Here is a 14,301-nt window from a genome sequence, read left to right on the forward strand (position 1 = left end):
TTTGCCACTGTACCTTTCAGTAACAGAACAGACTATATCTTCACCCTCAGCTTTACCTGTTCGGGGCTGGGCACTTCGAGCAGTTATCCTACTGCCCTACGGACTTCATCACCATGGCATTGCGCTGTAGGCGGTATGTCCTAGTCGTTGAACCTTCTCCACTCTTTCGAGACAGGAGCTTGGCTGCTGATTATCCAATCCTTTGATTTTTTCACCCGTCACGATTACCGTTTCCGATTGCGTTGTGGGATCAAAGGCTCTAGAGGAAATTCCAGCAATTCACCCAGTCATGCTCTCATCGATTACTCCATGAGACGCCCTGGAATAGACTACCTAAGGAGTTGGAGAACTCCTTGCGGCTGGCTATTCGATTGAGCCAACATAGCTTGTGCAGCTTGTGCAAGAATGTTGTTCTTGGTTTGTTCCATCATTTCTTTCGCCATATCTGTATCACGGATACGAGATTCAGCAGCTGTCAGGTTTTCAGAAGAAGTGTTCAGGTTGTTGATGGTGTGTTCCAAACGGTTTTGGTATGCACCGAGTGCAGCGCGCTGAGTAGAAACTTTTTCAAGTGCGTCATTAATAGTGGTAATTGCAGATTGAGCACCAGTCTTAGTCGAAAGATCCACATCGTTAATTCCCAGTGATGTGGTATCCATATTACCTATTGCAACGTTCATAGTCTGAGATTGGTTTGCCCCAATCTGGAAGGTAGACGCATTGTTTGTTACCACAATGTTTGTACTAGCAGCAGCAGACAGCACTGTATCAACTGTCAGATCAAATTCCAATCCATTTGCATCAAACTTATTGGAAGAAATGGAGAGTGCTGAGGCATTGCTGTAAAGGCTACCACCAGCAGAATTTGTAATCGAGATATCACTAGCTGCATAGTCTGCCCCAAGAGTGAAGGTCATTTTCCCTGCTAACACAGTACCAGCGGCTTGCGAGGCTACGGTAAATTTTTCGCCATTGGAACCCACCAATACTGCATCGTCAGCAGAAATATCCACTGCAGCAATTTTAGCTACAACATTACCATTTTTGTCAGTTAGCGAAAAATCGAAAGTATCCGCTGTACCTGTCGCTTTGGTTTCCAGAGTATACTCTCCGAGTTTGAGTCCGGCAATATCACCTGAAGTCAAGGTAAAATCTGTGCCGTCAGAAGCCAGCCCAGTAGTGTTTGTTTTAGCTGTAGCAGTAACTGTACCAGCTGCTGCTGTAGTTAGCGTGTACGTATCCGCTGCAAGGTCAGAATTTGTAACTCTAATAGGTTGCAGATTATGATTGTTTGTTCCGCTTACCTGACCAGTTACACCAAGGGAACCGTTAAGAAGTTTTTTTGTATTAAATTCAGTGGTATTAGCAATACGGTCAATTTCGCTTTTCAGCTGTTTTACTTCATCTTGCAGGGCGTTACGGTCATTATCTGTGTTTGTGTCGTTAGCAGATTGGACTGCCAACTCACGCATACGTTGCAAGATGGAGTGGGTCTCATTCAAGGCACCTTCAGCAGTTTGGATCAAAGAAATCCCATCTTGGGAGTTCTTGGAGGCCATGTCCAAACCTCGAATCTGTCCACGCATCTTTTCAGAGATTGCCAGACCTGCCGCATCGTCACCCGCACGGTTGATGCGAAGACCAGAAGACAATTTTTCAATGTTCTTGTTTGTCGCAGCGGAATTCGTGCTTAACTGACGATACGTGTAACTATGTAATCGTAGAGGGGGGGTGGGTGACGAATGAATTGCTTCCCTTTGACTTCTCCCCTATGAACCTCATAATATCCGTGAATAGTAACCGTCAAACAGTTGTACGTACGTAACGTCTTGAAAAGTTAACCTATTTAGGATTTCTTACCCCTTCAACAAACGCTCAATATTACCAGTTACCTCCATTAACCTTCCCTAAAAGTATACCTTCGTTTTCTCCCGTTTTTACTCAGTCTAATGTGTTATTTGAATAATAACCCCTCTTCGCAACTATCCAACAAGATAGCCCGACTTTAAATAGTGTAAAGAGTTTTTCTGGAATTAGCAGAAGCTACCTCGTAATTTTTCGCAACAATCCCACACCCTACTACGATATATACGGTGAAAGCATCTGGTAACGTGCCAGTTTACATATATAGCATCTGGGAAGGTCATGTGTGAAAGGCTAGCCACCTACTCCCCACTCTAATTGAGAAACGAATCTGTTAAAAATTTGCAGGGGGGGAAGGCACATGAGCAACATCACCGTGTCAATCGACAGAATTGTAATTGAATACAAGGACGTTTACTGGAATTTCTTCAATCCGTTCAAGCGGCGTCTGTGCGACTACTACGGTATCAAGGAATACATCAAACCTTGGGGCTTCAAATATCACTTGCACATCAAGGAGTCAGCAGACACGTATTTGCACATCTCCTATCAACAAAGCGAGGGGCGGTCATTGAAACACACATTACGGATAGAGACCAATCCGCTTCACCTTTACCGTTTTAGTAATTGGTTACTACCGTTACAGAACAATTCAAGTTCAATCTGGTTCGTCCGTTCTGACATTGCATTTGACATTCCTTATCCCATGACCAACGTGTTCACTACTTCCTTAACAGGCAGGCGAATGAACCTTTATGAAGGAACTCGCTACTATGGGAAAAAGTCACAACGGCAACAACATGGCTACTGCCGTGTCTATGATAAACGGGCCGAGGGGCTTCAGAAAAAAGGAATCGACATTGGACACGAACTGACTCGTATGGAAATCGTTTACTGCCCAGAGGAAAAAATCATCCTGCCCAATCTGATTCAGCATCCGCCAGAGTTTGACGGGCTTTATAGTTGCAAGATTCTCACGGACACCGAATCCATTAAGCCCATCAGGAGGGCAATGCTATTAGCTGTTCAACATCAACTCATGACCCTACAGGATTTCAGTGGTTATCATAAGAGGGAACTCAAGAAGGCCTTGGATAGCCAACTGCATGTAAGTTTGAATCTGTTGGTTCAACAGAACTGGGAAGAAATGATAACTGTTCCCTGTGCCATCCTTTGTGGGGCGGTTAACCGAGGACGTGCAAGCTAATGGTCTTATTCAAGTTCAAGTAGTTCCTGTATTTCGATGTTTAACGTCTTGCAGATGATTTCCAACGTGTCAAAGTACACACTCGTAGCGGTATTGGAACATAGATGGCTTATCGTATTCGGTCGAAGGCCTGTTAGGCGAGCCAGTTCACGTTGCGACATACCCCTATCTTCCAAAATCTCCTTTAACCGAACTCTTATTGGCATGTGATAATCCCCCACGAAAACATACTACTGACTAACTATATCACTTTATTCCGATACAGTCATTGTATGTATCGGTGTAGCGATATATAATTAAGTTGATTGTATCGTAGTAGCGTTACATTAATTGTAATTAACGTAACGGAGGGGGATTCTCAATGGATGTCATCGGCTATATCCGTGTTTCTACACAAGGACAAGCCAAGGAGGGATACAGCCTTTCGTACCAACTGGACGAAATTCAAGCATACTGCAAGAAACAAGGGTGGAATCTACTTCATGTGTTCCAAGATGAAGGTATATCAGGGGCGAAAGTTGACGAGGACGCTTTAGAAGTGGACAGGGAGGGCTTTCAGGATATGCTAGCCTTCCTCTCTACCCACTCCGTCAATTACGTTGTTGTCCTTAATACAAGCCGTTTATGGCGATCTGACATTGTGAAAGTTCTGATTCATCGGGAGTTCAAAAAATACGGCGTTGATATCCGCAGTATTGAACAACCGACATACAGCATACACAAGAAAGACCCTAGCGATTTCCTCATCAATGGTCTGATGGAATTGTTAGACCAATACCAACGGCTAGAAATCGCCATGAAGCTAGCCAGAGGAAGACGAAAGAAAGCACAAGGCGGCGGCTATGCAGGTGGAAAAGCCGCATATGGCTACCACGTACAGAAGGGAACAAAGCAATTATCCATTTCTCCTGAGAACGCCAGAGCCGTCCAGAGAGTGTTTACCATACGGAAGCAGTATCCGTCTTGGTCTCTGACTCAAATCGCTTCGCAATTGAATCTGGAGGGCTTTCAGACAGCCCAAGGCAAAGAGTTTACCAAGGTTCAGGTCAAGCGTATTCTTGACCGCGAACCGTTCTACAAAGGGCAATATTCCTACGCTGATGTGACTTGTCTCCACGGTCAGCATCCTGCCATTATCTAGCATCCGATGAAGTGAGATATGGGAAGCGGTAGACTTACGTATCATTGCGAGCCTTCCCCTGTGGGGGCTAACGCTATAACTGACGCTGTCACGCTCCCATATCCCCCACTTCATTATCCACAGGGGGAACGATCACATGGCTTCTATCGACAGAACGAAATACTTGTTTGTTGGCGTTGATTTGCACAAGAAAACCCATGTTGCCGTTCTTTGCAACTGTTTTGGTGATATCATGAAGCAGTTCAAAATCACCAATGCACCGAATCACTTCCCTGCCTTCTTGGAGGACGTTAAAAAACTTGCGGAAGGCAAGGACATCATATTCGGATTGGAAGACGTAAACTTTTACGGACGTTCCCTTGCCAAGTTCCTGATTGCGAACGGTTATATTGTCAAGGAAGTCAATTCATCCTACACGAAAAAGAAGCGAAACAAAGGGACAAACCGTAACAAGACGGACGAATTGGACGCAAAAGCCATCTGCATGAATCTGATTATGGAGTATGATGCTCACCCTGTCGCAAATCCGCAAGACATCTATCTTGCCATCAAGCAGACCCTAAGCACCCGTAATAACTATGTGAAAATGGTGGCAAACATGAAACTCAGCCTTCATAATCTGCTGATTCACCACTACCCGAACTATACCGACTTCTTCAAGGATTTGGAAAGCAAGACCGCAAGAGGTTTCTTCTATACCTACCCATCCTGTGAAATGGTCGCCAACGTGTCGGCGGAGGAACTGACGAAAACCCTGCAACAGTACAATAAATCCGTACCGAAAGCCAAGGCGCAGGAAATCCTAGACGCGATTGCTGCCAATGGGTGGGCGGATAACGGTTATCAAGAGGAACGAAATCAATCTATCCGCTCCTATATCCAATCTATTGAGCATTTAGAAGAGGAAATCGCCGCGCTAGAGAAACAACTGGACAAACTGATTGACGAAACAGGATACCCATTGAAAACAATTCATGGCGTCGATACTGTTCTAGCCGCTACCTTCATCGCTAACATTGGCGATATTCGCCGCTTCAAACACCATTCCCAACTTGCCAAACTGGCAGGTATTGCGCCCATTGAGCATAGTTCCGGCGAATCACAGAACCGATACAGCAACAAGCTAGGCAACCGTGAACTGAACAAAGCGTTCTACTCCCTAGCATTGACACAAATCCGCCCAGGAATTAATCCCCTCATGTACGAATATTACCAAAAGAAAATCAAAGAGGGGCGGAAGAAGAAGCAAGCCATGGTCTATGTAGCCAGAAGACTTGTCAACATTGTATTCAGCATTATGAAGAATAAAACGCCTTATCGTCCACCTGTTGTTGATGTTGAAGCGGTGGGAGCATAAAAAGAGACCCTAGGAATCCTAAGGTCTCTCTTTGTTTGACAGGAATTATCGGAGCAATTGCAGTACGCCCTGAGGCACTTGGTTTGCTTGAGCCAACATAGCTTGGGCGGCTTGGGTAAGGATGTTGTTCTTGGTGAACTCCATCATTTCCTTCGCCATGTCTACGTCGCGGATACGAGACTCAGCGGCGGTGAGGTTCTCAGCGGAAGTGCCGAGGTTGTTGATGGTGTGCTCCAAGCGGTTTTGCAAAGCACCCATCTGGGAACGAGATTTAGATACTGATAAGATTGCGTCATCTATTGTGTCAATCGCAGTGTTCGCATTGGCTTTGGAAGTAATATCCAACGACGAAATATCAACTGCATCTTCACCTAATGCCGCTTTAGTTTGGGCTTTCCAAGTGATAGTAATTACTTGGCTTGAATTAGCACCTACTTGGATGTCCAAAGATTGGTCTGCTTTCAAAATATCTTTCGTATTGAATTGGGTATTATTACCAATGCGGTCAATTTCATTAATCAATTCTTGGAACTCGTCATCCAATGCCGCTTGGTCATCGGAGCTATTAGTATCGTTAGCAGCTTGAACAGCCAACTCACGCATACGTTGCAGAATACTGTGTACTTCGTTCAGTGCACCCTCAGCGGTTTGAATCAAAGAGATACCGTCTTGTGCGTTCTTGGACGCCATTTCCAGACCACGGATTTGGCTGCGCATTTTTTCAGAGATAGAAAGACCTGCGGCGTCGTCACCTGCACGGTTGATACGATAACCTGAAGACAGTTTTTCCAAAGACTTACCTACAGCAGAGTTGTTCCCAGTCAACTGACGATACGTGTTCAGAGATGCGATATTGTGGTTAATACGCATGAATATTTTCCTCCTTGAGTGTGCCCTCCACGTCCCTGTGGAAGGTTTGGGTAATTTTGCGGAAAAGCCGAACCCAATCGCGCGCTTAGGCCGTTTTCCCCCTACAGTTTTATTATCGGTGGGAGATTCATCCTTGTTTAGTGTTTTTTCTACTTTTTTTGCAAAAAGCTGAGGAACGATTTTGCCAATGAAGATCCAACAAAAAAGAGCCATTCTCGCCTGGCTCCTCCTCAAAATGTGATCTGTATTCGTTTTTGAGCCAAAAGCTCCGCAAAGCGTTCGTGCGAAAGCTCGTCGTTTTCCGCCAAGCCGTCTATGGAATAGAGAACATTTTTTTCGGAAGGTCGACAACGCCTGAGCAGTTCCATCGTTTCCTGCTGCGTACATTCCACCTCGTATACCGCCTTTTGCAACAACCGGTCAAACGACATAAGCTGGAACATCTCCCGAAATTCGTCTATTCCCCCAACACCGATCCACTCTCGCAACTTCTCGTTCTTTTGATAGGCTTTATAGGGGGTGTAAATCCCCTTTCTATCGTCGCTGCATACAAAAATCGGACCGAAATACTCGCCTATCAACAGGAGCGCCATCAAATTGACGATTCTCTCGCCGCCATCCCGACCGGTCGCCTGCATGCAGGCACTGAGCTTGCCCACATCTTCTTTGGCGTGCAGAGCCAAGCTTTGGATCTCAGCCTGGATCACCGGATTGGTCGGCACGGATTCGATAGCTATACTGCGGATTTTGTGCAAGGCCGCAGCAACTGCCGTCGATTCGCAGACGATCTCGCAAATTCCGGTCAAAGCAGTCACATAGATTGTTTTGTGTCGAGACAGTTCCCGAAAAAAATCGTAGTATAGCTCCTCGACTCTTTCTTTGCCCGGCAGGTTTTTTCCGGCTTCCAGCAACACTTCCTCAGGTATCAGGATGATCGCAGATTCACTCATCCCTTGGAGCAATCTCGGCAGATCGGGAATGCTTTTTTTCAGGGAGGTCATGAACTGGTTATCCAGTATATAGCAAGCTTTTTCTTGCGTTAATGATCCGTATAGCTTTTTCGTATCCAGATTCAGGAATGGGCGAATCGATTCCCATTTTGGATCACTGGCGGCAGACATCAGATACCCTCCCTGCATACCTCTTTCCATTTCTTGATCTTTTTCAGATGGCTCGCCAACTGGGCCTGGATGGCACGCAGGTCATCGTCATGAAGGCCTTCCTTTGCAGCGTCCAACAATTGTTCAAAACTGTCAATCAGTATCGTCCTCGTAGGCTCTAACAAGGATGAACTTACATCATCCGGAAGAGAGTCTCGATAAGAAAAATCAACAACTTCCTTTGCTTGTTCGATTGAAATAAGCTGCTCCTGAGCCAGCTTGACAACGAGTGCCTTGTAAGGAACTTCAAACGTCGGGATCAATCGAATAATTTGCAGGCCAAGGGATTCGTTTGCAAATGCTTTTTGACTATAGGCAAACTTCCTTCGCAGAATATGATTGTCGATTAAAAATTCAGAGGCAAACAAATGAGGAAGTCGCTCGTCTGGATCAAGTATTCCATCCGTGAACATATAGTGGTGGTTTCGATCACGCAGTTTATCACGGTCAAACAGAAAATGGTAATATTCATGAGCCCACATAAAGTTCTCATATACTTTAGGCTGACCTGTATTGATATGAATATAAAATCTGCCGTTCAAATAATAGACCAGTCCGCCATAGCTGTCATGAGGAACAGGAAATTCAATGACATTCGCTTCTTCTCTTAAAACGGTCTTTACGTACTCTAATGGCTTTTGGGCCAGCAACGGGTCCGGGTTCATGCGAATCGCCATTAGTTTTTCACGAATTTCCGGCAGCAAGCTTTCGTTCAGCTTTAACAAGCTTTCCAAGTTTTTTTGAGTAATCACGGTGGCAACCTCCGTGCCTATTAGTTACGATTCCCTGTCTCTTCGTTTATGGAGTGAAGAACATCGAGCATATTTATCAAATCGGCCAAGACTTCCATTGACTCTGCAAAATCTCTGGTTTGTTCTCCATGAAATGACATAGCAACAGATTTCGTAAAGCTGTAGCGATCTTCGATTTCTTGCGGCGGGGTTGGCTCTTTAAAATGCGAGTAGAAAAATAAAGGGTCTTTAATCCGAAAAAGATCACTGATTTTCTCAATGTGTTTGTCTACATTGCCTTCCCCTCGCAATAAATCGTAAAAGGCTTTTTTACTGATGCCCGTTCGCTCCATTACCCAGCTATGCTTGACTCCTTTCGCATCCAAATACTTTTTGATGTTGGTTCCAGCAATTTCTTTCGCGTTCAAGCCGTAACACCTCCTTATACTGTTATTATATGCAAGGATTCTGGAAAAACCAATGAAAGTATCTGATTTGGATACAAAAAATTATCATTTCCGCAACAACACTATATACAAATTAATTATCACTGTATTTTTGTATCCGAATTATAAACAAGCATAACTACAATAAAAAAATCTGACACGCTATAGCGCATCAGATTTGGCTCCAAACATTTTCGTCAGGCTCGACAGATCGATCTTCGTCTGCGAAGCCAGACGGTTTTCTTCTTTAATCGCCAGATAGATTTCCTGGCGATAGACGTCTATTTCCCTCGGCGCCTCGATGCCGATTTTCACCACGTCGCCCTCGACCTCAATGATCTTGATTTCAATCTGGTCGCCGATCATCACCGACTCGTTCTTTTTTCTCGACAAGACAAGCATAGTTCACCTACTCACTGGCCGCTTTAGGCCGCTGAAAGAGCGGCTGGCGGATATCGTAGTTTTCGTCATTCAATATCACTTGCTTGGCCAAAGCCTTTTCCTCGTTGATGATGATCGGCGCCTTCAAATTTACGGTGACATCGCCTTCATTGCGGACAGTGATGACGGTGCGGACGGACAGTGGCATTCCTTCCTCGATTTGCAGTTGTTTTTTCACGGCTTCAGCCAAAGTAAACTCATACTGAGGAAAAAACGGAAACGGGTCTATCATCCAGAAGCCTACCTGCTCGTCTTCCAAAGATTTCAAGCTAAAGAACGGCTGTCCCGCTTCTTCCTGCGTCATCTGAAAGCGCGAAAGCTGCGGAAAACCGGGAACTCCATCCGGAAAAGACAGCTCCATGCTCTGTATCGCCTGGGATTGTGTCATGATCTTCTCTCCTGCCTCACATCTTTTGATCTACATACAATCCTACCACATCAAACTCGACACGATTCCATTGTCTCATGTAGCCTTCCACTTTTCCCGGCGTATAATTGTGAACAGGCCGATGGATAACCGGGTCCATTTTCTTGCCGCGCACCTGTACGTTGATCTGGGCCGGCTGGAGATCGTACCTGATCTCAATACCGTCTCCGATAATCGAGCCTTCCGCAATGATCTCCCTGCTCTGATAAATAATGCTTTCTTCAAAGGAAATATCGACGATCGGGTTTGCCCCTTTGTTCTCGATGGCAGCTAAACGGTCGCCTTCCATACTGATCTGGGCAATCGCCTCCAGCACTTTCTGGCGTCCGTAGTCTGCATTGTTTCTCGTTCGCTGTGCCGAGCTGCGCAGGTCCAGGTTCTCCCGCGCCTCACTGGTATCAATGGATAGCTGTCCTTTCGCCTGCTTGATATCCAAAATGGCAGGCTCCTGACGCAAATTCAGTTCGGCCTGCGGCTGGCGAATTTCCTGAACGGGCTTTGTAATTTTCAGCCCTAGTTGCGCGTAAGTTTGGCGAATCTGGATTTGCGGGAGTCTCATTTTTTAATCGTCTCCCCTATTTTATTAGCGCAGGAAATCGAGCAATGTTGGCTGAATGATTCGCGAGCCTGCCCCCAACGCCGCGCGGTGGACGTTTTCCTGCATCTTCAGGTTTGTAATGACCTGCGCCACATCGGCATCTTCGTTTTGCGACATGAGCGAGGTCACGCTAATTTCTTCATTTTCCAATCTGCCTTTTATCAGTTCGATCCGGTTGGTCCGCGCACCAAGCGTGGCTCGCTCCGCAAGCAGCTTGTCGATTTGTTGGTCAATGTTTCCAAGCTCTGTGTTAACAGGCTTGCCGTCGTTCAAATCAGCTACAATCTTTTTCAAGAGATCAAAGACGTTATTGCCGTCTGTTCCTTTGAAATCGAACACATCGGCTCCGATGACATTAATGGGCAAATGGATTCCTTTGTTTACCTCCAGCAGAATTTCATTTCTGTTTGTAAACGTTAAAGTATCACTGGCCTTGTCATATGGTGGGGTTAGCGTATCCGTTCCTGCAAAAATGTAACGTCCCCCCACCGTCTGGTTGACAATGTTACCTAAATGATCTCGAATTTCTGCGATTTCTTTTCCCATCGCTTGCAAGGAATCTGCCCCAAGCCCACCGTTGCCTGATGCTACGGCCAACTCACGCACGCGCTGCAAAATCGTCCCGGCCTCTTCCAACGACTTGTCAGACAACTCCATCCAAGACTGCGCTTCGTTCACGTTGCGCTGGAACTGCTCATTCTCAATCAAGGAAGAGCGGTAAAACATCGCCCGGCTCGCCGCCACCGGATCATCAGAAGGGCGGGAAAATTTCATTCCGGAAGAGAGCTGTTCCTGGAGCTTGTCCATTCTGCCCATGGAGTTGGACAAGTTTCTCATCATATTATTGTTTAACATGGTCTGGGTTACTCGAACGGCCATGAAAATGCTCCTTTCAGATGTTCACGCGCAGGCTAGACTAGAGGCCCACACGTCCCATCCCGTTAATCACTTTGTCCAAAATCTCATCCATGCTGGTCATGACCCTGGCAGAAGCGTTGTAAGCATGCTGGTATTTCACCATTTCGGACATTTCTTCGTCGATAGAGACGCCCGAAACGGATTGGCGGTTCGTATCGACTTGCCCGACCAGAAGTTCCGAGTTCTTTTCCATACGAGTCGCTTCCTGGCTGTCTACCCCAAGCTGGGCAATCGTGTAACGATAAAAGTCGTCCAAGGTCGTGGACTCGATTTGTCCGGATGAGCCTGTCAACAGTTGCAACGGCTTGAACTTGATGCTGGCGATTGCGAGCGCATTGCGTCCGTCGCCGTAAAAGGAAGTTCCCGATCCCGTATTTGGGTCTTCTACCTGCGCCGCCGCGATAGAATTCAGGCTGGCCAAAATTTTCGGGTTGACCTGTATATTCGCTGCAGTAAGCGGCAAGGCGTCATTCTTTTTCACGAAAAAGTCCAGCTTCTCCAAATCTGCCGTCGGGTTAGTCTTTCTGTTTTCAATGTCAGTCAAGTTCATTCCCGTGGAATGCAACTTGTTTACTTCTGTCGCGATATTTTCTGCAAGCAGGTTCAGCTTTCGGATCATGTCAGGCACCGGACCTTGCATGGTTGGCTGGCCATTCGCATCCGTACCAGGGATGCCGCGCGCCTCAAACGTTCCGAGCAAACCGCCCGACTGCGGTATAAACGGTGCTCCGCCCAGCGTAATGTTATTGAAACCGGTCGTGGCATCCTTCTCCACCGCCATCGTCACCGCTGTCCGGCCGTTCACCAGTTCCTGCCCGTCAATCGTTACCTGAATCATGCCGCTGTTCAGATTGGTCACCTTGACATCGGTCAGCTTCGCGAGCTTGTCCAGCAGCACATCGCGCTGGTCGTACAAATCATTTGGCTGATAGCCGTGCGGCACCACATCCCCGATCTGTCTGTTCAGGTTCGCCAGTTGCTGCGCAATGGAGTTGATGTCAATGACCTTGGTCGCCACGACATTGTCCAAATCACGCTGCAATTCGGTCAGTGATGTATTCAGGGCGGCAAACGTCTCTGTCACGGCAATGGCCCGTTGACGAACGACCGCACGAGCGGACAGGCTTTCGGGATTTTGCGACAGGTCTTGCCACGATTTCCACAGCTCATCCATCACTTTTTGCATCCCGGTATCGGAAGGCTCGTTCATAATGCCCTCGACCTTTTGCAAAACGTCTCTTTTCGCTTCCCAATATCCGTAGTGCTTGTTCTCCGTGCGCAGTTGCACATCGAGAAATTCTTCGCGAATCCGCTGCAAGCTGACAACGTTGACACCTGTTCCGAGCAAGCCCGGCTCTGTGCTGTTGCTGAGTCCCGGATACGGAATGCCAGGGGTCGCCTGCATGTTCGCCCGCTGCCGCGTGTACCCTTCCGTATTCGCGTTCGCGATGTTGTGTCCGGTCGTATTCAAGGCGGACTGCTGGGCGAACAGGCCGCGTTTGCTTACTTCGATTCCATGAAAAGTTGAGCGCATGTCAGCACCTCTTTACGCTTTTTTGTTGAAAAATGTTCGGCTCGCCTGGCGGTATGTGTCCGTGCTCGGGTGGCCGTAGATGAAGTCGTCCTCCGGCGTGTCCGTAATCAGGTCGAGCGTCATGTTTACAAAAGAAAGGGATTGCTCCAGCAACTGCTGATTCAGCTCGTTTGCCTCACGCAGTTCGGTGACAATCCGCACAAGCTCGTCGCGATAGGACGCAAGCCGCGTCTTCTCTTCCGCACTGGTCGTCAACTTGATCAATTCAGCCAGTGTGCCTTCCTGGAGCGCCAGGCCTTTCTGGACGGTCAATTCCTGTACCAGACTTTGGCGGGCTGCTTCTGCTGCTGTGACGCCCTTGATTAGCTTTTGTTCCTGGCGGGTAATCACCACCAGCTCATCCACATTTCCTTTCACCAGCACATCTTTTTTCTGTGTGGCCAAGGTGTACAAGGCTTTGTGCAACTGGATCAAGTTGTCGAGCAGATCGTAGAGTCTATCCATGTTCGCGTTTCTCCTCGTCTTCCCCTAGAGAACTGGTTTATCGCTTTTTCCAAAAAGACAGTAGTTTATCGGCAATCCGCTCGCTTGGGACGCGATACGTGCCTTCCTCGACTTGCTTTTTCAACTGCTCCACTTTTTCGCGGCGCTGTGGCGCGTTCGCGTCTTCGATCTGGCGCTGCATTTCCAGCGCTTCCGTGGAAATGTTGACCTCATCCTTGCCCATCGGGATTTTTCCGCTTTTGCTTACCTGGTTGTTGGCCGTCTTGTTGTAAGCATTAATCATCCCGACACGGTTTGGTTCATTAATCCGCATCTGATTACCATCCTCTCAAACCACCGGACATTTTCGCGGGAACGGGTCCCCTAATAAAAAGAAAAACCGATGATACCTCTTAGTAGTATCATCGGCAATTTCCTGTTTGACGATTAGTTTTTTTGCGCAAAACTATTCGTCACGATTCTGCTTTCTTCGATAGACGGCCGCTTCCGCCTGACGTGCACGCGCCTCCTGCTCCAAGCGCTGATCCACTTCAAGCTGCTGCGATATCTCGTGCTTCAAGCCCTTCATGCAGGCGTCACACATGTTGCCAGTGCGGATTAAAATCCCGCAAATCTCGCATGGGTAACCAAGGTTCGGGTTACCATCTACAGAAATGCGCCCTTCCTTGATAAACCTCGTAATTTGCTTCACGCTCACCCCTGTGGCTTCGCTCACCTGGTGAATATTGGCTCCGCGATTTTCGCGCTTGCGCAAAAACCGGGCGCATTTTTCATATTCCTGCTCCACCTCTTGATAGCATTTGGGGCAAATGTCACGAACTGTTTGTACAAATAAAGCATCACACCGCGAGCAGTTTGCCAGCTTGCCCAGAGACATAAAAACAACCCCTTCAACATCCAGAAAGTTCATTCGGTTCCCGACTGCTGTATGCTTCCATGATATCGTAATTTTTCCAAACTGGCTATCTGTATATTGTCAAGGAATAAATTTCACAAACTGTCCCCAAATGTGCTCGCAATGTTCTTGCGCAGGAGCGGAGAGTCGATCCGGTTGTGTAAATATCGTCGATGAGAAGGATCTTCGGGGGAGTGGCGGGGAGGGGG

At 47.1% G+C, this 14,301-nt stretch carries 17 protein-coding genes and 1 pseudogene; 3 read left to right on the forward strand and 15 right to left on the reverse strand.

From position 1 onward, the window contains the following. Positions 1-329 precede the first annotated feature (329 nt). A complete protein-coding gene (locus AC3WJN_RS14330; RefSeq protein ID WP_492329292.1) occupies positions 330-1,748 on the reverse strand; it encodes a flagellin N-terminal helical domain-containing protein in 1,419 nt (472 codons plus the stop codon). A gap of 476 nt (positions 1,749-2,224) precedes the next feature. Between AC3WJN_RS14330 and AC3WJN_RS14335 the strand changes: the two genes are divergently transcribed. Continuing rightward, complete coding sequence (locus AC3WJN_RS14335; protein ID WP_492329286.1) at positions 2,225-3,070, forward strand: replication initiation factor family protein; 846 nt, start codon at positions 2,225-2,227, stop codon at positions 3,068-3,070. Positions 3,071-3,075: 5 nt separating this feature from the next. Here AC3WJN_RS14335 and AC3WJN_RS14340 read toward each other — a convergent pair whose 3' ends face one another. After that, positions 3,076-3,276 carry a helix-turn-helix domain-containing protein gene (locus AC3WJN_RS14340; RefSeq protein WP_492329287.1) on the reverse strand — a complete coding sequence of 67 codons (201 nt, stop codon included), beginning with the start codon at positions 3,274-3,276 and terminating at the stop codon, positions 3,076-3,078. Positions 3,277-3,431: 155 nt separating this feature from the next. Here AC3WJN_RS14340 and AC3WJN_RS14345 point away from each other — a divergent pair, with 155 nt between their 5' ends. Beyond that, positions 3,432-4,211 (forward strand): recombinase family protein, encoded by a 780-nt coding sequence (locus tag AC3WJN_RS14345; RefSeq protein WP_492329288.1) that lies wholly within the window; start codon positions 3,432-3,434, stop codon positions 4,209-4,211. A 136-nt stretch (positions 4,212-4,347) separates the two neighbouring features. After that, positions 4,348-5,568: an IS110 family RNA-guided transposase gene (locus AC3WJN_RS14350; RefSeq protein ID WP_492329289.1), complete on the forward strand. Its 1,221-nt coding sequence runs from the start codon at positions 4,348-4,350 to the stop codon at positions 5,566-5,568. A gap of 45 nt (positions 5,569-5,613) precedes the next feature. Here AC3WJN_RS14350 and hag read toward each other — a convergent pair whose 3' ends face one another. From hag to AC3WJN_RS14415, 13 genes and pseudogenes are all read right to left on the reverse strand, one after another. After that, complete coding sequence (gene hag, locus AC3WJN_RS14355) at positions 5,614-6,438, reverse strand: flagellin Hag (RefSeq protein ID WP_492329290.1); 825 nt, start codon at positions 6,436-6,438, stop codon at positions 5,614-5,616. A gap of 230 nt (positions 6,439-6,668) precedes the next feature. Then, the gene (locus AC3WJN_RS14360; protein WP_122952577.1) at positions 6,669-7,559 is read right to left on the reverse strand and encodes a hypothetical protein; all 891 of its coding nucleotides are present in this window, start codon (positions 7,557-7,559) and stop codon (positions 6,669-6,671) included. After that, on the reverse strand, positions 7,559-8,350 hold the full coding sequence (locus AC3WJN_RS14365) for an ImmA/IrrE family metallo-endopeptidase (RefSeq protein WP_005829808.1): 792 nt from the start codon (positions 8,348-8,350) through the stop codon (positions 7,559-7,561). Before AC3WJN_RS14365 ends, AC3WJN_RS14360 begins: the two co-directional genes overlap by 1 nt. 20 nt (positions 8,351-8,370) lie before the next feature. Further along, positions 8,371-8,757 (reverse strand): hypothetical protein, encoded by a 387-nt coding sequence (locus AC3WJN_RS14370; protein ID WP_005829806.1) that lies wholly within the window; start codon positions 8,755-8,757, stop codon positions 8,371-8,373. A gap of 180 nt (positions 8,758-8,937) precedes the next feature. Then, entirely contained in the window at positions 8,938-9,177 is a 240-nt protein-coding gene (csrA, locus tag AC3WJN_RS14375) for a carbon storage regulator CsrA (protein WP_238500652.1), read from the reverse strand. A 7-nt stretch (positions 9,178-9,184) separates the two neighbouring features. Further along, complete coding sequence (gene fliW / locus AC3WJN_RS14380; RefSeq protein ID WP_492329291.1) at positions 9,185-9,604, reverse strand: flagellar assembly protein FliW; 420 nt, start codon at positions 9,602-9,604, stop codon at positions 9,185-9,187. Positions 9,605-9,620: 16 nt separating this feature from the next. After that, positions 9,621-10,202 (reverse strand): DUF6470 family protein, encoded by a 582-nt coding sequence (locus AC3WJN_RS14385; RefSeq protein ID WP_005829801.1) that lies wholly within the window; start codon positions 10,200-10,202, stop codon positions 9,621-9,623. A gap of 24 nt (positions 10,203-10,226) precedes the next feature. Further along, complete coding sequence (gene flgL, locus AC3WJN_RS14390) at positions 10,227-11,120, reverse strand: flagellar hook-associated protein FlgL (protein WP_238500655.1); 894 nt, start codon at positions 11,118-11,120, stop codon at positions 10,227-10,229. Between the two features lie 37 nt (positions 11,121-11,157). After that, complete coding sequence (gene flgK / locus AC3WJN_RS14395) at positions 11,158-12,693, reverse strand: flagellar hook-associated protein FlgK (RefSeq protein WP_005829797.1); 1,536 nt, start codon at positions 12,691-12,693, stop codon at positions 11,158-11,160. A 12-nt stretch (positions 12,694-12,705) separates the two neighbouring features. Continuing rightward, the gene (locus AC3WJN_RS14400; protein WP_025844215.1) at positions 12,706-13,197 is read right to left on the reverse strand and encodes a flagellar protein FlgN; all 492 of its coding nucleotides are present in this window, start codon (positions 13,195-13,197) and stop codon (positions 12,706-12,708) included. Between the two features lie 37 nt (positions 13,198-13,234). Then, the gene (flgM, locus tag AC3WJN_RS14405) at positions 13,235-13,510 is read right to left on the reverse strand and encodes a flagellar biosynthesis anti-sigma factor FlgM (RefSeq protein ID WP_005829793.1); all 276 of its coding nucleotides are present in this window, start codon (positions 13,508-13,510) and stop codon (positions 13,235-13,237) included. A gap of 132 nt (positions 13,511-13,642) precedes the next feature. Next, positions 13,643-14,074 carry a TIGR03826 family flagellar region protein gene (locus AC3WJN_RS14410; protein ID WP_025844210.1) on the reverse strand — a complete coding sequence of 144 codons (432 nt, stop codon included), beginning with the start codon at positions 14,072-14,074 and terminating at the stop codon, positions 13,643-13,645. A gap of 85 nt (positions 14,075-14,159) precedes the next feature. Further along, positions 14,160-14,301: pseudogene (locus AC3WJN_RS14415) on the reverse strand (ComF family protein); the annotation flags it as partial.

This window comes from Brevibacillus sp. FW306-2-1A-C05A, from assembly GCF_058781555.1.